The sequence below is a fragment of the Novosphingobium sp. BL-S-34 genome, from assembly GCF_056857015.1.
The window spans coordinates 769,913-791,513 of the sequence record NZ_JBXEPV010000003.1; the positions used below are offsets into that span (position 1 = coordinate 769,913).

At 62.2% G+C, this 21,601-nt stretch carries 28 protein-coding genes; 15 read left to right on the forward strand and 13 right to left on the reverse strand.

Annotation, left to right across the window (positions count from 1 at the left end):
- The first annotated feature begins 7 nt into the window (after positions 1 to 7).
- The 3 genes from AC1VV3_RS26270 to AC1VV3_RS26280 all read left to right on the forward strand — a co-directional run bounded on the left by AC1VV3_RS26270 (position 8) and on the right by AC1VV3_RS26280 (position 1,626).
- Positions 8 to 376, forward strand: a complete 369-nt coding sequence (locus AC1VV3_RS26270) for a hypothetical protein (RefSeq protein ID WP_482963336.1) — start codon at positions 8 to 10, stop codon at positions 374 to 376.
- A gap of 166 nt (positions 377 to 542) precedes the next feature.
- Positions 543 to 956 (forward strand): hypothetical protein, encoded by a 414-nt coding sequence (locus tag AC1VV3_RS26275; RefSeq protein ID WP_465128355.1) that lies wholly within the window; start codon positions 543 to 545, stop codon positions 954 to 956.
- A gap of 4 nt (positions 957 to 960) precedes the next feature.
- Positions 961 to 1,626 carry a hypothetical protein gene (locus AC1VV3_RS26280; protein WP_465128354.1) on the forward strand — a complete coding sequence of 222 codons (666 nt, stop codon included), beginning with the start codon at positions 961 to 963 and terminating at the stop codon, positions 1,624 to 1,626.
- 5 nt (positions 1,627 to 1,631) lie between these two features.
- Here AC1VV3_RS26280 and AC1VV3_RS26285 read toward each other — a convergent pair whose 3' ends face one another.
- Positions 1,632 to 2,405, reverse strand: a complete 774-nt coding sequence (locus tag AC1VV3_RS26285; protein ID WP_132269044.1) for a hypothetical protein — start codon at positions 2,403 to 2,405, stop codon at positions 1,632 to 1,634.
- Positions 2,406 to 2,536: 131 nt separating this feature from the next.
- Between AC1VV3_RS26285 and AC1VV3_RS26290 the strand changes: the two genes are divergently transcribed.
- Positions 2,537 to 3,220 carry a lysozyme inhibitor LprI family protein gene (locus tag AC1VV3_RS26290; protein ID WP_482963337.1) on the forward strand — a complete coding sequence of 228 codons (684 nt, stop codon included), beginning with the start codon at positions 2,537 to 2,539 and terminating at the stop codon, positions 3,218 to 3,220.
- Here the strand turns inward: AC1VV3_RS26290 and AC1VV3_RS26295 are convergent.
- The 6 genes from AC1VV3_RS26295 to AC1VV3_RS26320 all read right to left on the reverse strand — a co-directional run bounded on the left by AC1VV3_RS26295 (position 3,207) and on the right by AC1VV3_RS26320 (position 8,101).
- Positions 3,207 to 3,962 carry a hypothetical protein gene (locus tag AC1VV3_RS26295; protein ID WP_132269040.1) on the reverse strand — a complete coding sequence of 252 codons (756 nt, stop codon included), beginning with the start codon at positions 3,960 to 3,962 and terminating at the stop codon, positions 3,207 to 3,209. The two genes, AC1VV3_RS26290 and AC1VV3_RS26295, sit on opposite strands and share 14 nt — an antisense overlap.
- Positions 3,963 to 3,999: 37 nt before the next feature.
- Entirely contained in the window at positions 4,000 to 5,772 is a 1,773-nt protein-coding gene (locus AC1VV3_RS26300) for a DUF4153 domain-containing protein (RefSeq protein ID WP_482963338.1), read from the reverse strand.
- A 102-nt stretch (positions 5,773 to 5,874) separates the two neighbouring features.
- Complete coding sequence (locus AC1VV3_RS26305; RefSeq protein WP_132269035.1) at positions 5,875 to 6,327, reverse strand: hypothetical protein; 453 nt, start codon at positions 6,325 to 6,327, stop codon at positions 5,875 to 5,877.
- Between the two features lie 10 nt (positions 6,328 to 6,337).
- Entirely contained in the window at positions 6,338 to 6,745 is a 408-nt protein-coding gene (locus tag AC1VV3_RS26310; RefSeq protein WP_465128350.1) for a hypothetical protein, read from the reverse strand.
- A gap of 29 nt (positions 6,746 to 6,774) precedes the next feature.
- Positions 6,775 to 7,608 carry a hypothetical protein gene (locus tag AC1VV3_RS26315; protein WP_482963339.1) on the reverse strand — a complete coding sequence of 278 codons (834 nt, stop codon included), beginning with the start codon at positions 7,606 to 7,608 and terminating at the stop codon, positions 6,775 to 6,777.
- 7 nt (positions 7,609 to 7,615) lie between these two features.
- On the reverse strand, positions 7,616 to 8,101 hold the full coding sequence (locus tag AC1VV3_RS26320; RefSeq protein WP_482963340.1) for a hypothetical protein: 486 nt from the start codon (positions 8,099 to 8,101) through the stop codon (positions 7,616 to 7,618).
- A 294-nt stretch (positions 8,102 to 8,395) separates the two neighbouring features.
- On the opposite strand from AC1VV3_RS26320, the gene AC1VV3_RS26325 reads away from it, so the two are divergent.
- The 7 genes from AC1VV3_RS26325 (at position 8,396) to AC1VV3_RS26355 (ending at position 13,778) form a co-directional block, all read left to right on the forward strand.
- Positions 8,396 to 8,953 carry a TetR/AcrR family transcriptional regulator gene (locus tag AC1VV3_RS26325; RefSeq protein ID WP_482963341.1) on the forward strand — a complete coding sequence of 186 codons (558 nt, stop codon included), beginning with the start codon at positions 8,396 to 8,398 and terminating at the stop codon, positions 8,951 to 8,953.
- 115 nt (positions 8,954 to 9,068) lie between these two features.
- Entirely contained in the window at positions 9,069 to 10,208 is a 1,140-nt protein-coding gene (locus AC1VV3_RS26330; RefSeq protein WP_482963342.1) for a 3-oxoacyl-[acyl-carrier-protein] synthase III C-terminal domain-containing protein, read from the forward strand.
- Positions 10,205 to 10,882: an iron-containing redox enzyme family protein gene (locus AC1VV3_RS26335; protein ID WP_482963343.1), complete on the forward strand. Its 678-nt coding sequence runs from the start codon at positions 10,205 to 10,207 to the stop codon at positions 10,880 to 10,882. The genes AC1VV3_RS26330 and AC1VV3_RS26335 overlap by 4 nt, the downstream gene beginning before the upstream one ends.
- 1 nt (position 10,883) lies before the next feature.
- Entirely contained in the window at positions 10,884 to 11,777 is an 894-nt protein-coding gene (locus tag AC1VV3_RS26340) for a DUF6999 family protein (RefSeq protein ID WP_165921514.1), read from the forward strand.
- Positions 11,774 to 12,205: a hypothetical protein gene (locus tag AC1VV3_RS26345; RefSeq protein WP_482963344.1), complete on the forward strand. Its 432-nt coding sequence runs from the start codon at positions 11,774 to 11,776 to the stop codon at positions 12,203 to 12,205. Before AC1VV3_RS26340 ends, AC1VV3_RS26345 begins: the two co-directional genes overlap by 4 nt.
- Positions 12,202 to 12,840, forward strand: a complete 639-nt coding sequence (locus AC1VV3_RS26350) for a hypothetical protein (RefSeq protein ID WP_482963345.1) — start codon at positions 12,202 to 12,204, stop codon at positions 12,838 to 12,840. The genes AC1VV3_RS26345 and AC1VV3_RS26350 overlap by 4 nt, the downstream gene beginning before the upstream one ends.
- 41 nt (positions 12,841 to 12,881) lie before the next feature.
- Positions 12,882 to 13,778 (forward strand): hypothetical protein, encoded by an 897-nt coding sequence (locus AC1VV3_RS26355; protein ID WP_482963346.1) that lies wholly within the window; start codon positions 12,882 to 12,884, stop codon positions 13,776 to 13,778.
- 61 nt (positions 13,779 to 13,839) lie between these two features.
- On the opposite strand, the gene AC1VV3_RS26360 is transcribed toward AC1VV3_RS26355, so the two are convergent.
- Complete coding sequence (locus AC1VV3_RS26360) at positions 13,840 to 14,085, reverse strand: hypothetical protein (RefSeq protein WP_132269014.1); 246 nt, start codon at positions 14,083 to 14,085, stop codon at positions 13,840 to 13,842.
- A gap of 63 nt (positions 14,086 to 14,148) precedes the next feature.
- Here AC1VV3_RS26360 and AC1VV3_RS26365 point away from each other — a divergent pair, with 63 nt between their 5' ends.
- The 3 genes from AC1VV3_RS26365 (at position 14,149) to AC1VV3_RS26375 (ending at position 15,284) form a co-directional block, all read left to right on the forward strand.
- Positions 14,149 to 14,289, forward strand: a complete 141-nt coding sequence (locus tag AC1VV3_RS26365) for a PepSY domain-containing protein (protein ID WP_132269202.1) — start codon at positions 14,149 to 14,151, stop codon at positions 14,287 to 14,289.
- A gap of 76 nt (positions 14,290 to 14,365) precedes the next feature.
- A complete protein-coding gene (locus tag AC1VV3_RS26370) occupies positions 14,366 to 14,755 on the forward strand; it encodes a hypothetical protein (protein WP_482963347.1) in 390 nt (129 codons plus the stop codon).
- 103 nt (positions 14,756 to 14,858) lie between these two features.
- Entirely contained in the window at positions 14,859 to 15,284 is a 426-nt protein-coding gene (locus tag AC1VV3_RS26375; RefSeq protein ID WP_482963348.1) for an ATP-binding protein, read from the forward strand.
- Here the strand turns inward: AC1VV3_RS26375 and AC1VV3_RS26380 are convergent.
- The 3 genes from AC1VV3_RS26380 to AC1VV3_RS26390 form a co-directional block, all read right to left on the reverse strand.
- Positions 15,262 to 15,696, reverse strand: coding sequence for an NUDIX hydrolase (locus tag AC1VV3_RS26380; RefSeq protein ID WP_132269008.1), 435 nt, complete (start codon positions 15,694 to 15,696; stop codon positions 15,262 to 15,264). The two genes, AC1VV3_RS26375 and AC1VV3_RS26380, sit on opposite strands and share 23 nt — an antisense overlap.
- Before the next feature lie 84 nt (positions 15,697 to 15,780).
- The gene (locus tag AC1VV3_RS26385) at positions 15,781 to 16,584 is read right to left on the reverse strand and encodes an acid phosphatase (protein WP_482963349.1); all 804 of its coding nucleotides are present in this window, start codon (positions 16,582 to 16,584) and stop codon (positions 15,781 to 15,783) included.
- A gap of 122 nt (positions 16,585 to 16,706) precedes the next feature.
- Positions 16,707 to 16,892: a hypothetical protein gene (locus AC1VV3_RS26390; RefSeq protein ID WP_482963350.1), complete on the reverse strand. Its 186-nt coding sequence runs from the start codon at positions 16,890 to 16,892 to the stop codon at positions 16,707 to 16,709.
- Between the two features lie 313 nt (positions 16,893 to 17,205).
- Here AC1VV3_RS26390 and AC1VV3_RS26395 point away from each other — a divergent pair, with 313 nt between their 5' ends.
- Complete coding sequence (locus AC1VV3_RS26395; protein ID WP_482963351.1) at positions 17,206 to 18,573, forward strand: CoA transferase; 1,368 nt, start codon at positions 17,206 to 17,208, stop codon at positions 18,571 to 18,573.
- An 83-nt stretch (positions 18,574 to 18,656) separates the two neighbouring features.
- Here AC1VV3_RS26395 and AC1VV3_RS26400 read toward each other — a convergent pair whose 3' ends face one another.
- A complete protein-coding gene (locus AC1VV3_RS26400) occupies positions 18,657 to 20,117 on the reverse strand; it encodes a carbohydrate porin (protein WP_132269002.1) in 1,461 nt (486 codons plus the stop codon).
- Between the two features lie 67 nt (positions 20,118 to 20,184).
- Positions 20,185 to 21,498 carry a C4-dicarboxylate transporter DctA gene (gene dctA, locus AC1VV3_RS26405; protein ID WP_482963352.1) on the reverse strand — a complete coding sequence of 438 codons (1,314 nt, stop codon included), beginning with the start codon at positions 21,496 to 21,498 and terminating at the stop codon, positions 20,185 to 20,187.
- Positions 21,499 to 21,601 lie beyond the last annotated feature (103 nt).

Consider the following 21,601-nt stretch of genomic DNA (forward strand, 5'->3'; position numbering starts at 1 on the left):
GCATGCAATGACGATAGGACAATGGTTGCACGCGCTGATCAGTGGCAATTTCGAAGGCAGCGGAGCAGATGGCAAACCGACCGGGCGCATTACGGCGGAGCGCCTGGACGCTATATTCTCATACGCCAGAGGTACGACGGTGGAATCGATCGGCGCGCTGCACCATGCCCCCCGTCGTCTGAAGTTTAACCTGCATTTTCATCCCGACCCGTTCGAGATCGACATGCGCTGTGCGGATGCCCTATCGCCGCGACGAGATCATCGTCCATCCCGCTCACCTTGCCTTTTCGTACATGCCCTGCTTTGCCAAAATCTCGCTTGTGGATGGCTGCGTGCAATAGCGCTGGAGCGAGACCGGGCAGGTGCGCTGTTATGACTGTCCGTAACCCGGGATTCCGCGCGGATCGCACTGACCGACGATGCCTTCGAGCTGTGGGAGGCTAACCAGGAGGAACGGCGCATCGCGGACGCCGCCCGCCCAGTTCATGCCGGTCCCGTCGACCGGACCGTCCCGATGGCACTCATCCGCCATTACATCGCGCATGCCGATCTACATTACCTGTTCGATGTGCTCGCCAGACACCGACGAAATCGTGCTGTGGGTCGACCGCGGCGAGGAGGAGGATGAGATCGCGACAAAATGCCCAGCGTTGCTGGGCTTGCCGGCGCTGTCCGCGCGCTTCGATGACTTGTGGCTGGAGATCACGCGCGAAGCGGCGCTTACGCGCATTGATTACGGAGGCGGGGATGCCGATCGCGCCGAGACTCTGGCAGCGCTTGCCGAGGTGCTCCGCCTGGACTTCGAACTGCGCAATTGCAAGGACAGTCAGGGCAATAGCGATGCCGCATTCCTGCCTTTGCCGCGCACCGACTGGGAGATGCTGGAACGTGACTACCCCGCGGAGGTGGCCCGGCTTTTCACGCCGGCCCTGACAACATTGAAGATTTTTCGATAAAGGAATGGCTGTGGTTCGTGTACGTTTTCTCGCTTTGACCTTGTGCCTTACTGCCGCGCCTGCCGCTGCATCCACCACCCCTGATCGCCAATCAGCCATGACTGCGGAGGCGGACAGGGTAGCGGCCACCCTCGATCCAGTTTCCGCCGAGGTGCTACGCGGTAACCAGAGGGCGTGGAAAATTTGGGCACAGGCGCTCGCAAAAAGGGCGGCTGTCATGGTGCGGGAAGGCAAGGCGAGCGCGCAGGATCTGGAGGAGGTGACGGCATCGCTAAAGGATCAGCGACACCAATTCCTCTCCAGCATCCGGCCCGGCGACTGGCAGGGCATGAAAGGCGGCTGGAGCGATGGGATGAAGGAAGTCCTGCTCGACCTGAACGATAGAGGCCATGCCAAGATAGTCAGCATTTCCCATACCCTTGATAGAGGCAAAGGTATCTGCGTCATCGAGGGATCTGCGGCTTCGGCGGGTGATGGCATCGTAGTGACGCCAACAGATAGCTCAGGCCATGTCATCCTTATACGCCGCCTAGGTATCGCGCTGGCGATCGAGGACGAGAGCGTGCGGCCGGGCAGTTTGGCGCCCTACTGCCAGCTCGGCGGTGCGCTGGTGGGACAGTATTTCCGCATCGAGGGGGCCGACAAAGTCATACCCTGGCTGCTTTACTGAAAGCGTCAGGGCACGGGGAGAGTGCGGCGCTTGAGTCCTTCCGGGGTGTTGGCAGCGGTTGCAATCATGACTTTGCGCAGACAACTGCTTTCCATGTCCCTCCCGCTCGGCAGCCCGCCCTCCTGCCGATCGAGCGTGAAGGTCATGATGCGCCCTTCCGGCCCGCGATAGAGCGGGTAGCCCGGGCCACCATCGGTCACGAACGTCTGGGAAACGGTGGTGAGGTCCTGCCACCCCGCACTCTTCGCCGCTGCCGCCAACCGTGCGGCGGTCAGGCAGCCATCGGGGCCGGTTGCGCCGTTCTTAGTCTCGAGCGTCAGATCGATCTCGACATCGAGCTTGTCCAGGCCGACGAGCCGGCGCGGATCTGCGCCAGTCTCGAAGACGGCGGGCTGGTCGTCGCCGAGCGGGAAAGCCGCCTCACGGACGGCAATTAGCATCTTCCAGTCCTTACCACTTGCCATTGTCGCATACGCAGTCATGCGGCGTTCGCTGCGGATCGGCTTGATCCCCGGAAGCCCGAAACTCAGTGCCAAGCCGACATGCTCTATGCGAGTGCCGCTGGCACGCTCGATCAGATGTGCGATGCGCCCGCCCAGATCGGTTTCGTCGTAAGGGCAGGTCGCGGTACCTAGCGCCTGCGTCTCCAGTTCGGCGCTGGGCATGTCCGAACCGGGGCGGCACAAAGTCAGCCGCGTGGCCGGTTCGGGCTGCGCGACCGCCGCGGGGGCCCAAGCTGCAAGCAGGACAGCGACAAAAACGGGGGCAATCTTGCGCATGGGTCTGAATCTCCATCGTGGCGAGGGGAAGGTGCGACATAAATAGACATCAGTCAATTATATATTGAACATTGATTATTTTGTGGCAAGTTAGGTTCCTGACCCAAGATGCGATCAAGGAAGGACCGTTCATGACCGTCACGAATCTGGGCTACGCCATCGCTCTGGCCCTCGCGGCAACCACGGTTGCATCGGCTCATGCGGCCGAGCGTGGCGACCCGTCGTTGGATTGCGCTGCAGCGTACATGGACGAGGTATCGCGCGCGATCTGCGCTGACCCGGCAAGCGCTGCGCTTGACCGCAGGATCACGGCTCGCTTCGAAACCGTGCGCCGGGACCTTCCCGAAGATGCAGCCATGGCGCTCGCCGATGACCAGCATTACTTCGAGGAACTGCGCGGCCTCGCCTATCGGGCCTCGGGCGGCAACGCGGCAGCCTTGCAGGCGGTGCTGGCTGAGCGTGCGGCGTTTCTTGACGCGGTGGTTCTCGGCGGGCCCCAGTTGCGCGCGGGAACCTGGCGCAACTTCACCGGAACAGTCGCGGTGACTGACGACGGCAGCGTGATGATCGTTGAGGCGCAGCCTGCCTACGGGCAAAGCATCTGCAGGGTTACCGGCAGGCTGGGAGGATCAGCGATGGCGGGCAAGGTGACGCTGCACGGGCAACCCCGTCGCAGCGTGAGGCTTGAACGGTTTGGCACCGTCATGGTCGTCACCGACAGCGCCATGTCGGCGGAAAGTCCCTGCGCGCTGGGCGGTGAGCCATTCTTCCGGGTCGCCGTTCAGCCTGAGGCGGACGGCGTCACGGAACCGTGAAATCCTCGCATGGAGGCAGCGGCACGTTGGGTCGGTAGGCGTGGGCCGCAGCATTAAAAGTATAGCGGCGACTGTACGTACAGATCTTGTCGGTTTCCTCGACGAGGTCCGTTTGGGTTAGCGCGGGCATCTCCAGCGAGTCCGCCTGACGGCTCACCCCGCGCGGAAAATTGGTGGCCTTCACCACCAGGATAAGGTCGGGCATGCCGCTTTGCGTGCCCCCGTGAGTGCTGGGCGCGGACGCCAGGGTGCTCGTCAGAGTATATTGATCGGCGCAGGCATCGAGTCGCTGCTTCATGTCTTTTTCGTCAAAGCAGGCCCGGATCGAGATGTCGCTGCTGTAGGGCGCCTCCATTACTGCGACCGGTTCACTCCCCTGCTTTTGGCCCAAGCGCACGAGCATCAGGCGTTGAAAGATCACTTCAGCATTGCCGCCGGAATACATTTTGCTGCGCTGCACGCCGACCCCGACGAGTACGCCGCTGCCGTCGCTCAGGCGCAGCACCGAGGGAAGGGGGCGGAACCGATCGTCGTCCTGCTCCTTCTTCGCGGTCCATTGCGCGACGGGCTTGCCTTTGCGAGTGACCACGAAGGCACCTTCTGGCGTGCCGGTGACACACAGGCCGCCTTCTTCGGTGCAGAGCGGGGCGTCCTTGCTGGCCTGCGTCAGCGCCTCGAAGCTTTGACCTATCGCAGTTGGGGAGGCGGCAAGGGCGGCGGCCATCATCAGGATAGGGGGCATGGGTTTACCTCAAACTGCTTTGGGGAAGGAATGTGGCTCACTCGAAATTCGGGCCGACCGGCAGGCCGTCCACGTAAACTTGGCGGCGTGTCACGGTGCGCACTTCCACCTTGCCGGTGGCTAGACCATTTTCGATCTGGCGGTTCTGTTCTGCGGTGCGCACCGGATTACGCTCATTGGGGCCCCAGGCTCCGTTGCTCAGATGGTAGCGCGTCGATCCATTGTTGGTCACAATCACCGCCTCGCGACTGCCCGGTGCGTACCAGACCACGCAGGTGGCGCTGGTGTAGCAGGCCGAATAACTGCTGAGCTGGTCGTAGAGAGCGGCAGGTAATTGCGCGCCGCGGGGAAGAACGATGAGATGATCGCGATTATATGGTTGCGGCTTGCCTTCTGCCAACTGGCGTGGTTCCAGCGCATAACGGCTGTTTTCCTTGAGCGCATAAGCGGCCGCAGTGCGGATCTCCTTCGTGCGGCCTTGCTTCGCCAACCGGGCCACGGCGTCTTTACCGGCCCGGCCGAAATCGAAGCGCAGTGCGGCCCAGTCGAACTGCTTAAGCGGAACGCGGCCGCTTTCCAGCATTGCCACCTGATCGCGCGCGGACATCGCGCCGAAGTTGAGCAGCGGGGTAGCCAGCACCAGCGCCAGCACCGCAAGGCCCATCGCAAGGCGCAGGTTGGCGGCGCGCAGGTACGGCGCTGCCCCAAGCCGGCGATGCGCCAGCGTGACGATGTAGGCGAGGCCGTAGGCGCAGGCGATGCCGGAGAAGATCACCGCCCACAGCCGGTCGGGTGTCAGGCCGTACTGGTGGAGGCGCAGGCCGATCGAGAGCGCGGCGATCAGTGCCAGCGGCAGCATGCACACCCCTAGCGCGCCGACGCTTGCGCGTAGCAGGGGGCTGCGCGCTTCGTGCGGCTGTTCCTCGCCAATCACCGCGTTGGCAAGGCAGAGCGCGCCGACGATGCAGCTCAGCAGGATCGGACTTGTCGAGCGCGTTGCGCCCCACAAGGGTGCAAGGCCGGTGAACGGGATCGCCGCGAGGAAAACTAGCAGGCCGATCGCCAGCAATGGCGCGAGGACCGAGAGGATTGTCGTCACCACCCGCTGCATGAGCGCAAGGATATGATCGCGGTCGCGCAGCATGGCGATGCCCGCGCCGAGCGCGGCGCCGCTCAGCGTCAGCATCATCCAGGCATCGTTCAGCAGTTCGGCAAGGATCACGATGCCGATCAGCTTGAACAGCTGTCCCAGCAGCGTCGCCATTGCCCAGACCACGCCAACGAAGGCCCATGCTGCCAGCCACAGCACCACGTCGCCCCAGGCGTGGCGATATGCCTCGGGATAGGGGATCGCGCGGCTCAGCGGCCCTTCGGACGGCTGCGCCCCGCGCCAGGCCTGGAACAGCGGGGTGCAGATCGCCACCGCCAGCGCGGCACACGCTACCCGCCAGGCATCCTCTCCTTCACCGAACGGACCGTTGAAGTAGACCGTCAGCCCCACCAGCGCGCCGCCGACAATCGCGAAAGCGATGTTCCAGCCCAGTTTCCCGCGTTCGACCACGAAGCCGAGCAGCACGGCGGCGATCGCGATGAAACTGGCCGCCGCCGCCCGCAGGTCCGCGTGATCCAGGTTCGGCAGGTACTTGTCCGGCCGGATGATCCAGTAGATTAGCAGACCGGACAGTCCGCCTAGCAGTGCAAGGCCCCAAGCACGCAGCGGCCAGGTTGGGTTTTGCGTTTCATCCGGTCCAGCAAAAATGTTCATGGCCGTTTTCGAGGCTCCGCTTGTCTGGTGATCTGCGACCGCCATGCCGCTTTGCCATGGAACGTTGCCGTGCAATCCGTCTTCGGCACCAATATGCCGGCCAAATATACATCGATCAATTCATAATTTGATCGATGTTCAAAAAATTCAAGAATAGAAAGGCACCCGGCTTAAGACATAGGTGCCGTTCTTGGGCGAGAATACCAGCTGGTTGGCGAATTCCGGTGAATCCAGCAGGTATTCGCCCTTGACGATCGGCCCGGGGGCCTCGCCGTCATCGCTGCCGGGTTTGAAGGCGCGGACTTTGCCAGCACGGATCGCGGCGATCACGGAAGGGGTGAATATCTGGTCGTACCGGACGAGGAACTGCGCGCGCGTGGCGGCGCTGCGGTCAACCTCGCCGCCCGCGAAGTCCTTGAACGGCAGGGCAATCATTGCAGCGACCTTTGCCTTGTCTCCGGCCAGAACCGCAGCTCGGAAGCCTGCGAAGAAGCGGTCGAAGCCCTGCCGCGCCGGGGCGGCGATGGCCTGCGGGGCGGGAAGCGCCGGCGTAATCGAGACGGCTAGAGCAAGCGCGGCGGTGGTCATTCGGTAGTGCATGGCAGGCTCCTCACATCGATTCGTCAGTCATCGCGGACAACTGCCAGCAGTCGCCGACCGGCTGGAATTGGTAGCGCAGCTGATACCCGGTATCCGGCTTGGCCAGCACGACCTCGAACTTTCCGCCGCCTTTGGGGGCGGTGCGCATTTCAAGCCCATCGCGGCGGCGCTCCGCACCCAGCGGCATTATCGGAAAGCCGAGCGCCGCCTTGGGCAAACTTGACGTAACCATGCGCGGCTCCGGTTCAGCTTCCGCATCGATCCGGCCGGAAGACAGCGGATCCGCGACATGGGCGCGCTGAATATCCGCGTTGGCGGCGAACGCTGCGAGGAAGGTGTTGAAGCTCCTGCCGGGGCAAGCGGGCGCCGCAGCCATTGCGGGCGCGGCGGAGATGGCGCCGGCCAGTGCTGCGATCATCAGGGAAGTTCGAATCATTGGGGGCTCCGTCATCGGGTGGAATCGGTTTCATAGGCGTGGCTGGCGGCACTGAAGCGCCACACCGAGCCGTCGGCGGGCTTGGCGCGCCGCGCCTGGCCATCAGGTCCGGGCAGCGTGCCTGTCTGCGTGGACTGCAGTTCCGGCCATCCCGCCACGGTCTTGCCGGTCAGCGCCAGCTTGCCCCAGGAGCGATAGCATTTCTCCGGCGCGGTTTCCCGGTCACAGTCGTTCCAGTTGTCGGAGGCATCGACGATCTCGCCGCCGAAGGACCACGTGCCGGGCTTCGCCGGGTCGGAGCGGAACAGCACATGGCCATGCAGGTTCACGCCGCCACCAGCCATCGTCACGGTGGGATAGCCGACCAGTGCGCTGCCGCCCTGCAGAGGCTGTTCCAGGTAGGCGGCATCGCCGTCGTCGTCGGACATCGAGGGGTTGCCGGTATTGTTGACGTAGACCTCGCCCAGATCGATCTGCCGTCCTATCAACGTCCAGGCGTTGTCACGCAGTCCGTATGTGACTTGTGCGATCGGCATCTTCGCGGTCGTGCCCAACAGGTCGCTGACGCCATCGCGCGGGCGGCCTATGGCGACCACGGTGTACGTCTTCAGGCCTGTTAATTCGGTGGTGAAGCTGAACCAGTAGGACCATTCCCGGCCGCCGAGTGTGCAGGCTTGGTCTTCCGCCACTGAGCGGCATACCGCACCTATCGCCTGGTTATAGTCGGGCGGGAAGGGATCGCGCGCGGCCCGTGCGAAGGCCGAAGGCGCACTGGATGAAAGCATGAAGGCGACAAGGCCGAGCGTACCACTCATCACAGGCTTGGTGATCGCGTTTCTGGTCATGGGCGCCTCAGTTCATGGCGTTCAGGAAGGCTCGCCAACTGGCTGCCCAGTGCGCGCGGTGCGCCGGGGTGGCGGACTGGACGCTGCACACGTTCAGGAAGTTGTCCGGATTGACCGGATCGACCGGCTCGCAGGCCCAGATCTGCGCGTCGAGCTGGCGCGGCCAGGATGTGACCACACTGACGAGCGCGTGGTCCTCGATGCCAATGAGCAGGTCAAAATCCTCCTCGTTGTCGTCCGTGGACCACATGCAGGCGCCGTCGAAATCCGGGTTCTGGCCCGCTGGCAGCGGACAAGGATCGCTCTGGCCTGGAAACAGCGAGGCGAGGAAGGCGTTGCCGGGGCCGTTGTTCACGTCCAGATCCAGCGGTCCCAGCGTGCCTAGCGCCAACACGGCCCGGTCGGGGGGCGGCGTTGTCAGGGCGGAGGCGCTGCCGCTGCCTGCCAGCAAGGCGGCTGCGGCGATCGCGGTGTAGCGAGATATCTTTCGCACGACGGGTTTTCCCCTTTTCCGACTTTGCGGTGAACCGGGCATGGATAGGGTGCGCGACCATCGCCGTTCCGATGATTCGGCTGTCCACGATGCGGCATGCCAGAGCGGACACGTTAGTAGACCTGGCGGGAATCACGGACATGGCGCATCCAAGCTGTTGATTCTGGCCAAAGGTCTATAGGGGAATTGATCGACGATCAATTAAAAATTCGACGATGTACATTTTTGAGTTGTTTGTTATGGTGAACGCCTATGGGTCGCAGATCAGATCACAGCCGCAAAGAGCTGGAGCACATGCTCATCGTTGAAGGCCACAAACACATGGCTGACGTGGGATTCGCGCGGTTTTCGGCGAGGGAAGTCGCCAAGCGGATCGGATACTCGATCGGTACGCTGTATAATGTGTTCGGAACGTATGATCAGCTTATCATCGCTATCAATACACGCACGTTTGTCTTGTGGACAACCTACATCCGCAATGCGTTGGAAAAAGGCGGAGAAGACCGCATCCGTGCGTTGGTGGAAGGTTACTTTGGCTTTGCCCATACCAACCGCAACGCATGGATGGCGATCTACGACCACCACTTGCCACCTGACGTGACGATGCCGCCCGAGCATGACGTGCTCCGCGGCCAGTTGACCGACGTTGTAGTGGAGGAAGTGCGCGCCGCCCTCCCGGCCGCCTGTCAGGCAGAGGCGCCGCGTTTGGCGCGTTCACTTGTGGCGACGGTGCACGGCCACTGCATGTTCGACATCAACGGGTCCTTCGCGCTTATGGGCGAAAAGGCTCCGATGGCGTTGGCGCTTGCCCGCGTTCGCGAAAGCCTCTCGGCCGCTCGCACAAGCTGTTGAAAATGCTCTGGCTGCGGGGAAATTAATCGCCGTCCAGAATTATATTGAACACCGATCATAATTTTGCCATCACCGGCTTTCCGATGATTCGTCCTAGACTTCGGGAGCGTGTTGAATGCGGGCCTATGTTACCGGATCGGGGCAGTTCCTGCCTGGAGAACCGGTCTCCAACGACGCGATGGCTGATTATATCGGACGCCTCTCGCTTCAGGCGGCGCGGCTCGGCAGGCTGACGCTGCGCCGCAACGGCATTCGCAGCCGTCACTATGCCATGCGGCCGGACGGGACCACCGACTGGACACTGGCCCGGCTGGGCGCGGCGGCGCTGGACGATCTGTTCGCCCGTTCCGGACTGGACCGGCGCGCGGTGGGCTACCTTGCCACCGCCACTACGCAGAACGACCTGATGGTGCCGGGGCTGGCCAGCGGACTGCATGCCCAGTCCGGTTTGCCGCCGGTGGAGATCGCCAGCATGCAGAGCGTCTGCGCGAGCGCGATGATGGCGCTCAAGTCCGCAGCCTTGCAGGTTGCCGCAGGCGAGCACGCGGCGGCGCTGGCGGTGGGGGCGGAGTTTTCCAGCCGCTACTTCCGGCCCGGCCACTATCACGGCACCGCCGCGATGAATGCCGACGGCACGCTGCCGGGCGATGCCGAGTTCCTGCGCTGGACGCTGAGTGACGGTGCTGCGGGGGTGCTGGTGGAGGACCGCCCTGCGCCGCGCGGGCTCTCGCTGCGGATCGACTGGATTTCTTTGCGCTCCTTCGCCGATCGGTTCGCGCCGTGCATGACCGGTGGCGCCGCGTTGAACGAGCAGGGCGACCTTGTGCCCTGGAGCCATTTTCCCACGATCGCTGAGGCTGCGCAGGCGGGTGCGTTCCAGCTGCGGCAGGATGTCGAGGCGCTGCACCGCATGCTGCCAGTATGGCTTGGCGAACTGATGCGCCTCGTCGACGAAGGGCGGGTCGATCCTGGCGGGGTGGACCATTTCCTCTGTCATTTCTCCGCCCGCAGCTTGCGCGACGAGATGGTTGCGTTGGCGCGCAAGGCCGGGTGCCTGATCCCCGAGGACCGCTGGTTCACCAACCTTTACGAAAAGGGCAATGTCGGCGCGGCCTCGCTGTTTCTGTTGCTTGACGACCTGCTGCGCTCCGGCAGGCTGGCGGCGGGCCAGACGGTGCTCTGCGCCGTGCCCGAGAGCGCTCAGTGCGTTATGGCCTATGCGATGATGACGGTGGTGGACGGAGATGAAACATGACCGAGGTACTGGACATTGCGCACCTCGAGTCTGTCCATCGCGGCCTTGCCCGTGCGTGGATCGAGTTCGAGAGCGGGCTGGCGGCAGTTCCGGTGATCGCCCGCCTGCTTTCGGGGCGCCTGCGGATAGAGGATTATCGCAGCCTGCTGTTCAACCTGCGTCAGCAGGTTGTCGACGGCGGCCGCTGGATCAGCCGCGCCGCTTCCAACCTGGAGCATGAGGAGCTGCGCTCGCTGTTCATCCGCCATGCCGCCGCCGAGCACCGCGACTATCGCATGCTGGAGGACAACTATGTCGCCGCCGGCGGCATGCGTGAGGAGATCCGGGGCGGGGTCAAGAACATCGGTTCAGAGGCGCTTTCGGCCTTCATGTTCCACGCGGCGTCGCAGGCGAACCCGGTCGGCCTGCTCGGCGCGATGTTTGTGATCGAGGGGCTGGGCAACCGCATGGCCGGGCCCTGGGCGGAGGCAATCCGCATGCAGCTGGCGCTGGACGAGGATGCCGTCAGCTTTCTTGCCTATCACGGCGCAAACGATGAGGACCATTTGGCGATGTTCGACCGCGCGCTGGCGATGGCCGTCATCGATGCGGCCACGGCGACGGCGGTGGTCCGCCATGCCCGCATTGTGGCGCGGCTCTACCGGCTGCAGCTGGAAGAACTCGACAATGTCTGACATGCGCGGGCCTGACATCCCGGACATTGCAGACTGGGACCGCAGCGATCCCGATCCGTGGCTGGCGCTGTCGATGGACCGTTCGCTGCCGATCGCGCCTGCGGCCAAGGCCGCGCTGATCCGCGACCAGCGTTCACGCAGCCGCCAGTTCCTGCTGCCGATCGTGCGTCCCTTCGCGCGGATGTGGATCGTCGCCGCGCAGCTTGTCCATACTGTGACGCCGCGCTGGCCGCATGCGCCGCGCTTCCTGCACGCCAGCATCGCCTTCGGGATGAAGCACTTCCTCACCCCCGACGCCAACCGGCTGATCCTGCGCCACTTTCATCTGGGCGCGCAGATCCTACGCTTCATCTCGGACAATGCGACGCCGGGCTTTCACCCCCCGCTGGAGCCGATGACCCCGCGCCGAATCGACGACGTGCGCGCCAACCTGTTCCTCAACCACGACCTCAACATCTACAACTACCTGATCGGCCTGAACGCCGAACTGGATCGTCGCGGCAAGGACATCGACAAGGTGGAGCGGATTGACTTCTCCGCCATCACCGAGGACGTCGAACTGGAGGAACTGCCGCGCGGTCGCTTCAACGTGATCGACCTTCAGACAGCCATCGAGTGCTACACCCCCGCTTACGCGATGTTCCTGACCGACCGCGATTTCTGGCGCGCCACCAATTCGCTGCAGCTGGACGAGACCATCGGCCTTTATGCTGCCCGGCTGACGGGGGAGGAAAAGCACCTCGCGATGATCGTCAACGGCCATCCGCTGGTGCCGCACTCTACTTTGCGCGCGGGCTTCCGGCTGATGCTGCACGGCCTGTCGACCGAACTTCTGCACGGCTTCCTCCTGCACATGAAGCGCAGGCAGGCCGAGATGGAAGGAACCGGTCAATGATTGCCACACGTATCGCTCTCACGGCTCTGACCTGCTTCGCAAGCGCTGCCGCCCCTGCCGCTCCGCCTGCAAAGGCGCCGCCGGTGGAGGCCTATGTCGGTAAGTATCCTTTCGACAAAGTGGACGGCGTGAGTTTTCTCGATCACCCGGCGGTTCGCGCCGCAGTGACGCGCGGGGTGAGCGATCCCGAGGCGCGCGCTTGGCTGCTGGGCGCCAAGGGCAGCTCGTTCCCGCAGATCCGGCGCGAGAACGGGGAACTTATCGTCATCGGTTGCCAGCAGCACGCCTGCGACCGGCGCAACTGGGCGATCTACTTCAATCCGGCCAGCAACCTTGCGCGGGTCTGCTATTCGGCCACCGGCGCACAGTCACGCAGGTACGACGGCAAGGGTGGTTCGCGCGTCCTTGCCGGTTCGTGCCCATCATGATCCGGCTCGCCACGATTTCAGTGACGGTGATCGGGCTTCTCGCAGCGCAGGCCCCGGCCTCGGCGCGCAGGCTCGGTCCGCTGCCGCCGCATGCGAAAGCGCCGACTGGCCCCACGCAGTGCGCGTTCGGCGCATGGCAACGCTGGGAGGGCGGGGCAGTGCGCGTCATGGCAGCGCCCGACGACAGGTCGGCGCTCCTCGGCACGCTGCCCGTCCATGACGAGAAACGAGACTATCCGGTATATCTCGATGTGATCGGCACCGAGCCCGGCTGGCTGCACATTGCCCATGCGTCCGATGCGCCGAACGATCAGGCCGGCCATCCCCGCCGCGAGGTCTTCGCGGGCGAGGGCTGGGTATCGTCCGACACCGTGAAGATCGGGGTGCAATCCGCGCGCGGCTACCTGCTGCCCGATGCCGCGTCGCCGCGCATCGTCGACCTTGGTGACCGATGGCTGACCGAGGTCTACCGGATCGGCGAGATTCATGGCTGCAGCGGCGACTGGGTGCTTCTTACCTATCACGACGACAGCGACGTTCGCGACATGATGACCTTCGGAACCGCCTGGTTTCGCGGTGTCTGCGCCATTTACGAAACCACCTGCGACATGAAATCGGTCGATACGCCGCGGTGATCCGGCTCTTCCCCCCGATCGAAGTGAAAGGCACCCTCTCGATGAAGCAACTATTTCTTCCGACTGCGATGAGCGCGCTGGCCATGCTGGCGGCCTGTTCCTCAGGCGACCATGGTCGCGGCAGCGATGCAAGCGACACCGCATCCGAAGCCGCCACCGGCGTCATGTCTGAGGCGGCTATGGCCGAGAAAAACGCCGGGTTCACTTCTGAGGTCAGGGCACTCGCCTTCGATCCGGTGTCGCAGCTCCCCAAAGCGCCCGCCAGTGCCGCGAGCAGGTCCGAATGCGCCGGGCAAGTCATCGATGCAAAGTCCGCCGCGGCCCGCGAGGTCGCCAAGGCGGGCTGGGGCGTGACCGGAGAAGCGAAGCTTGGCGCTTACCAGTTGGTCAGCTTCGCCGGTTCGTTCGAGCCGGGCACTAGCGGTTCGTGCTTCGTGAGCAAGGGCAACATCGGCGTATTCGAGGGCACTGCGCTGCGCGCTATTGCCTACGCCCGCTCGAGCAGCAAGGAGACGATCGGCCGCATCCAGCCGTTCGGCAAGGACGGCGCGCGCATCTGGCACGGCGACATCGTCCCTGCGCCGATCGCGGACATTCGCCGCAGCGCGCAGGGGCTGGTGATCGGCAAGCTCGCCGCTGAGGAGAAGACTTGCGGCGGCGCAGTGCCGACGATCAACGACATGCCCATCACTCACGCCCGCAAGGCGCTGATCGCGGCAGGCTGGACGCCAGCGAACCACGGCGTCCCCGATGACCACATCGATGAGCGCGAACAGGCACTGGCGCTGCTTGGCGTAACCGAGGTGGAGAGCTGCTCGGGCACCGGGTTCGGCTATTGCAGCTTCGATTATCGCAAGGGCAAGGCAAAGCTTAGCGTAACCACTGTGGGCGACAACGAGGATCCCACCGTGTCCGACTACGGCGTAAGCTGCGACTGAAGGGGCCGCGATGCGCGGTGACAGGGCGGTTTGCTTGCTCCGTCACCGTGCATGGTGATCCTCAACGAGCGTAATAGCGAGATTCGCCGCCGAGACTGTCGTTGGTGTGGCGCACGAACACCTCCTTGACGCACTGTACGTTCCGGCAGGCGTCACGCTCCTTGATGAACGCCTTATCGCGCGGAGGATCGTTATGATCGATCTCGAAGGTCTTGCCGCTGGCCTTGAGATAGCGGCGATAGGCTGAGTTACCGAACAGAGCCTTGTCGGCCTTCTTCGGCTGGGTCTGAACGCCGCCTTCAGCCAAGCGTATGACCCTCGCGATATCTAGGCTGCCGTTAAAAGGGGCGAGGTTCTACCACTTCCGCGCATTCTCGACCTTGCTCAGAAGCACGTGCCAGGCGAAGTGCTCGAAGTGGAATTGGAAGAGGATGACGGTAGGTTCGTGTATGGGGTCAAGATGCTGACACCGGACGGACGGGGGCGGGAGGTCAACCATCTGGAGCTTTAGGCGCATCGATCAGCCATTCGGGCATCGCCTGATCGTCATTTCCAAGCTTATCCGACCGGCCGGAAGCAATGAGCCGGTGCTTGTCCAGTTCGCCTCGGATGATGATGACCTGGCGCTATCGTTGCGAGAAATCCGCAGTGAAACCGCGTTCGCCGTAGCGATGCTTTGGATCGTGCTTTTGGTCGCTACCGGCGTGCAAATCAGGCTTGGATTGTGGCCGCTTCTGCGCGTTCAGGGGGAAATCGAGAGGCTGCAGAGCAATCCTTCCGCTCGGCTGGCGAATGACCACCCTCGTGAGATCACCCGCCTCGTCGAGGCGATCAACGCGTTGGGTGACGTCCGGGCGGCTGACGTGCAATGGGCATGTCACCGGGCCGCGGACCTCGCCCACATCCTCAAAACGCCGCTTGCTGCCATGGCCGCGCAGAGGCGCCGGGCGCGCAGTGAGGGCGCCGGATGCCGCTGATGCCATCGATGGTACACTTGCCGTCGCCCGTGCCGCGCTGGAAACCGAACTTGCGCGCGCCTGAAGTTTATTGGCGCGTGGATCGAACGGGGAGACCGCCGATTTGGCCCGTGTCGTCGATAACGTCATCTCGGTGCTGGAGCAGACTGAGAAGGGCGGAAGTCTAGTCTACGGTGTCCACATCGACGACGGCTTTGTAGTTCCCGTGGCTGCGCCGGAAATGACGGAAATCGTCGGCGCCTTGATGGAAAATGCGGTCCGGTTCGCACGACAGGGGATTGCGATCAGCGGCATTGCAGAGGGCGGAACGATCTGCGTCTTCATTGACGACGATGGCCCGGGCATGGAGGCTGGACGGATCCATGATGCGTTGGCACGCGGCGGGCGCCAGAATGAAGCGGTTTCCGGACATGGCTTCGGGCTCGCCCTCGTCAAGGAACTGGTCGATGCGACCAGGGGCACGATGGAATTTGCCGAAGCCTCTATCGGAGGCCTGCGCGTCGCTCTCAGTTGGGCGTCGGAGCCCTAGTCGCTGGTGTCGCAGGGCGGGCATCTTCGAACACCGTCGCAGCAAAGGCAGTGAGCGCTCGAAGCAATCCCGCATCTCGCAATCGTGCCCGTGCTTCCGGAAGCGAGAACCAGGCACGCTGCCGTACGCCCATTTCCGGCCACAGCTCCAGTTCTTCCAGAACTGCGAGAGGATAGATCTGGGCCTGACTGGGGTCTGCCAGTGAGGATGCGAGCAATGGCTCTGTTGCAACGGTGCCACGTACCCCGGCTTCCTCAAAAGCTTCTATGGCGGCACGTTGCGCCGCCGTCTCTCCCGCCTCGATCTTACCTTTGGGCAGGATCCACTTTCCCTTGCGGCGAGACGTCACCAGCAGGACTTCGAAGCCGTCGCCTGTCAGGCGGTAAGGAAGGGCATGTGTCTGAAGTGGCATTTTCCAGCTCGATAAGCACCGCTGACGTAACCCTAAGCGGGTCAAGTCAAAGGAGGCAACAACGAAGCAAATGACAGCGCGCCTTCAAAAGCGCGGCATTACCCGCTGGTTCAGCAACGAAGCCTCTGCTTCGCATGCGGTGGGTTGCTCGCCGCTTTGGCGCAGGGCGTCGAGTTCCGCTTTCGCGGCCTCGCGATCAGCCTGGTATTCCGGCTTGGTCTGCACCACAGCCATCGTGGCTGTCGCCGACAGCATTCCCGCCTCGACAGCACTTTCGTTATGGGCGCCGCAGACAAAGCGGCTGTCGCCATAAGCACGCCCGCGTTCTAGGATCTGCTGCGCACGATCGGGTGCGATGCTCGAGAGGACGAGAGCCCAGGTCCACCCCCAGGTCGTATGACCGGAGGGATAGTCATAGCTCATCCGTTGCTTCTTCTCGTCGTAAAGCTCGGATTCGGGTTGGCATATCCGGCCCTTGTCAATCGTGAAAGGACGATGCCGCTGGTAGACCGCTTTTGCCTTGCTCGACTGTACACCGGTATCCGCGCCCGCGCGCTCGATCAGCATCATGAGCTTCGGAGCATTCTGAGGCGTGAGCTTGACGCCCACGGCGCAGCTGAAATCGCGCGCCAGCGCCGGCACGGTATAGTCGGCATCCTCGGTTGCAAGCTTCCATCGCGGAGTGTCGACGAGCTTGCGTGTGGCCTTGAAAATCTTGCGATCGGTTTCGTAGCGCGGATCGCCTGGCCGCGGCGCCGGTTCGATGACATGCGTCACGTCGAATTCGTCTGGCGCGAGGTAGCCCTTGGGTCTTTCGCTCGAGACCGCCGATGCGGTAAAGAGCACGGTTGCAGTGACCGTAGCGGCAATCGATAGTCTGACCTTCACGCCTGTTCTCCAATCGCTGACGAGCTAGTCTCTCTATCTACGCGGCGTCAATATGACGCTTATGTGACAATCCAGATTCATTGCGAGCTACGAACGTCCGCCACCATCCGTGAGCAGCGTGATCATGCCTTGCAGCGATATTCAGCCAGCGTCTTCAGCAGTTGCCTGTTCGCGTCGACGACACCGAGGCCAATCCCAGTCACTCGGCCCGCAGCGCGCGGCGGAAGGGGCGCCGCATCTGTCATATAGTTGCCCAGGTCTGGGCTGCGATCATTCGCAAGCAGGCTTACATGCGGATCAAACTGCATGAACCCATTCGGCGATCCATAGCGTTCGATAGCTGGGAGCTTTGCTGAGTATTCCCTCTCCCAGGACTGTGCAGATAGGTTCTGCGATTGAAACGCTCGCAATCATGGTTGACCACGAATGGTCAGGGGAGGGGGTATCATCCATCCTGGCATCTCTTGGCAAAACTTGCGCCCCCGGGGTCTCCGCTCGCAAAAGGGAAGCGTGGATCTCTTTTTGCTCATAGAATGTGCAGAAAATTCACGTTCGTCCGCCGCACAGCAGCACATGTAATCTGGTAGGAGCGCATTCAACGTTACCGAGACAAGGCCGTACATGATTGCATCGGAAATCCAACAGGCCCTCGGCACAAGCATCGCTGCGGACATAATCGGCGATGTAAGCTTCGCATCCTGTTACGCGGTCAGTGATCTTCTCAGTGCCTCGATCGGTGCGGTCGGAAGTGCTGCGAGCGCGCTCCTGTCATCGCTTGGATTAGCGCCGTCACCTCCTGCTGTTCGGGTCGATCGACGCCTGGCATTGCTATGGTCAAGTCGATCAGTCCATCCCATTGGATGGGAGCTACCGCCAGTCTGGGATATTGTTGCGGGGGACTATCGGGCGCGTGATGGCTGGATAAAACTGCACACCAATTTACCGCATCATCGCCGTGCGGCGCTCAAAGTCCTCGGGGTTGGACCCGATCGCGCAAACGTCGCCTCGGCTGTGGCGCGGTGGGATGCCGAAGCCCTTGAAACCGCGATTGTCCTTGAGGGCGGCGTGGCCGCCATGATGCGTTCGCGTGCGCAATGGACTTCGCATCCTCAAGGAATTGCCATAGCTTCCGAACCGCTTGTATCCTGGCGCGCAGAAGCTTCGGCATCAATCGATAGCTGGCACGGGACGCGGGCCAGACCCCTGGCAGGTCTGCGGGTCCTGGATCTCACCAGGGTGATAGCCGGTCCGGTCGCCACTCGCACATTGGCCGGTCTCGGGGCGACAGTCCTGCGGATCGATCCTCCGCTATGGGAGGAGCCAAACATCGTTCCAGATGTGACGCTCGGAAAGTGCTGCGCCAATTTGCGTCTGGACACGTCTGAGGGCCTCCATGCGCTGAAGGACCTTCTTGCAAGCGCGCACGTGCTTGTTCATGGGTATCGACCAGGCGCCTTGGATGGGCTTGGACTGGGCGCCAGTGTGCGTCGGCAGCTCAATCCCTCTCTCGTCGAGGTTGCGCTTGATGCATATGGCTGGACTGGGCCTTGGTCGCAGCGCAGAGGTTTCGACAGCCTGGTCCAGATGAGCAGCGGAATAGCCGAGGCGGGAATGACGTGGCGAGGGCGCGCCGAACCGACGCCGCTTCCTGTTCAGGCGCTCGACCATGCGACTGGGTATCTCATGGCTGCGGCGGCGTTGGTGGGTCTGGACAGGGCGATCCAGGGACAAGAAATAGCCTCGGCCCGTCTATCCCTCGCCCGAACAGGGGATTTGCTTACCCGTCATCCGGCGGTTGCGCAGGGCAATCTGGGCTTGCAACCCGACGACGCTGATTTCTTCCCCGCGATCGAGCATACGGTTTGGGGAGATGCGCGGCGGCTTCGCTCGCCGCTCGATATCGGAGGGACGAGGCTGGCCTGGACAACGCCCGCAGTCGAACTCGGGACCTCTATCGCGAGGTGGCCGATGGAGGGCGGGCCCTCCTGATCAACGGGCTTGTGTGATTCGCATGGGAAAGGCCAAGCTCGCCGGAATCGGTGGAGATCCGAAGAGCTTGGCCCTCTTAGCGATTACTTCCCGAAGAACTGCGCGAGCTTGAGATCGAGCCGGACGCCGAGAACCAGGGCATTGGGAATGTCGGTCTTGCGGCTGGTCGCGTAAATTGGATCCGGATTTATTGCATACTGGATATTCGGCATTATCCGAAGGCCCGGAAGCGCCGCGAACCCGTAATTGAGCTCGGCGATGATTTCATTGGATTTCGGAGAACCTTTGCCACCTGCCTTAGCGCGAAGATCTCGCAAATAAGCAATCTGTTGACCGCTGAAATGGGTGTTCGATACGATGAAGCCGATGGTGTCAGCATCACGGTAACGGAAAGTCCCGGTTTTTACAAATCCGGCGGAGGCAAACCAGTCCAACTGCTGGGTATTGCCGACATTTAGAAATGCGCGGGCAAATAGTGCCAGATTGCGTTTACTGGACCCGGAGGCGCGCAGCACCGTCTGATCCAGCAGGCCGTAGATCCCGACGCGGTTGCCATCCAAGCCCGTGCGGGGGAGTCCGGTTTGGGCCGCAGACCCATGGTTCGCGTCGTAGTACGGGCTCTGTCCGCCATCTGTATTCAGGTAGAAACCCACTTTGTACAAACCTGGAAACCGGGACTTTTTTGCATCGCTTTCGTATCCGAATTCCCCGGCAATAAGCGTTCCCGAGCCTTTCCCGAGAGCGAAGTCGAGCCCGGCTTTTCCTTTGAGGTTCAGGTCGTTGTTGTAATCAAAGACACCGATTTGGAAGTAGGCTTCCTTGGAGAATGAATACTGCACCTTTGCCGCCCAGGATGAGTTTGGGAATGCTGTAATTCCGATGTCACTGATGCCGCCATATGCGGTCAGGCATGACGTGTTCGTCATGAACAAACAGTTCAATGGCGAGTTGTTAAAATAGCTGTTCACCGCCGCGCGTCCGACAACGACGTTCAAGCGTCCGAAATCGCGCTCGATATTGAACTGCGTCAACCGTGGTCCCGGAACGGGGCGCCAAGTTTGCTGAAAACTGATCGAGTTGCCGATGTAGCTGCGTCCCAGACTTTCTCCGCTGAACCACGCGCCTTGCACATGCAGCTTCGTGTCAGACCAGCCAAGTGCTTTTTCGAGGTCCACGTTCGCGGCTGCACTCACCCAGTGCGATTCTGCAAACCCGTTGCGATTTCCGCCGATGGGATTGCCGGCGATGTTACCGACAAAATCGAGAGAAAGGTCTATTCCTTTCGTCTTCAGGGCGCGCAATTGCTTCCCGATTATATTGTCTTTTTGCAAGCGCTCAAATTTGGACAGTTGAGGTGCAGACGGACCGGCCTGCACCGCAGTAACTTCTACATCCCGATCCGCTTCCTGAGAAACCGCAGGTCGGTAGGACCCAGCGGGCAAGGAGGTTGCAAGGGACGGCTCTGATGCGGCCGTCTGGGCAGCTGCTGCGGGGGAATAGACCTGCAAGGCCAGTACGAGGGCCAAGGCTCGGCTAATGGACATGCGACTCTCCACACCCGGCCGCGTCGTTGCGCGGCCGGTCTTCTGATTGGATAGGTATTGACTTCGGTTAGTGGGCGATGCCCAAGCGTTGACGGGCTGCTTTGGTGCCCACGGCCGCAGCCAGCGTGTGCTCGTCGAGCTTGCCTTCCCACTTCGCGATCACGATCGTTGCAACCGTGTTTCCAACGAGGTTCACGAACGTCAGGCCTTCCGCGAGGATCCGGTGGATACCCAAAATCAGAGCAATGCTTGCAACTGGGATCGTTCCGGTCGTGTTCAGTGTCGCGGCCAGGACGACAAAGGCTGCGCCGGCGACCCCGGCTGCGCCCTTCGAGGTAAGCAGCAATACCGCGATCAGTCCAAGCTCGTGCCACATGGTGAGGTGCGTATTTGTCGCCTGGGCGAGGAATACGGCAACGGTCGTCAGATAAAGGCAAGTACCGTCAAGGTTGAACGAATAGCCGGCCGGCACGACGAAGCCGACGACGCTTTCATCGCAGCCAAGCGAACGCAGTTTTTGGATGATGCGGGGCAGCACGGTTTCGGTCGAGGTCGTCGCGGCGACAATGACGATCTCATCCCAGATGTAGCCCAGCAGGCGAAGGAGGTTTACGCCGCACCACCAGGTGATTGCGCCCATTACGATCGCGGTGAATGCGGCGCAGATCACGAAGAATTCGAGGATCAATTCTCCGAGAGAGAGAAGCGAGGCCGTCCCAAACTGCCCGACCGTAAACGCGATCGCGCCAAATGCGCCGAGAGGGGCGAAGTACATGATGTAGCCGATGATCCGGAAAAGCCCCTGGGAGGCGCTCTCGATTACTTCCATGACCGGCTTGGAGCGCGCACCGCCAGCGGCCATCGCAAGGCCGAACAGGACTGCAACCAGAAGGACCTGGAGAACGTGGCCCTCCGTCAGGGCACCGGGAAATGTATCCGGGATGATGGCCATGAGATAGGCAGAGATCGACTGGTCATGCGCTGTTGCGACATATCCCTGGATGGACGCCGTATCGATCGAGGCCGGATCGATGTTCATGCCAACGCCTGGCTGCCACAAATTCACTCCGATGAGGCCGAAAACGAGCGCCAGGATGGTGATCGCCTCGAAATAAATGATGGATTTCAGAGCGACGCGGCCGACGCTCTTCATGTCGTTCATTCCGCCAATGCCGTGAACGACAGTGACGAAAACGATCGGACCGATCATCATCTTGATAAGTTTGATGAAGGCATCGCCTAGCGGCTTCATCGCAACGCCTGCCTGCGGTGCGAAATGGCCAAGCAGGATGCCGATCAGCGTGCCGGCGAGGACCTGGAACCATAATTGGCCGAAAATGCCAAAACGCCCTTTGGGCTTCTTCTCTTCCAATGCTTTCATGGCTTTTGTCTTGTCTCATGTTTGCGGCCCGTCATCTGCTCGGAGTAGAGCCTTGCGAGATGAGCGAACTCGACGTGAGAATGCCAAATTGACGGTACTGCGA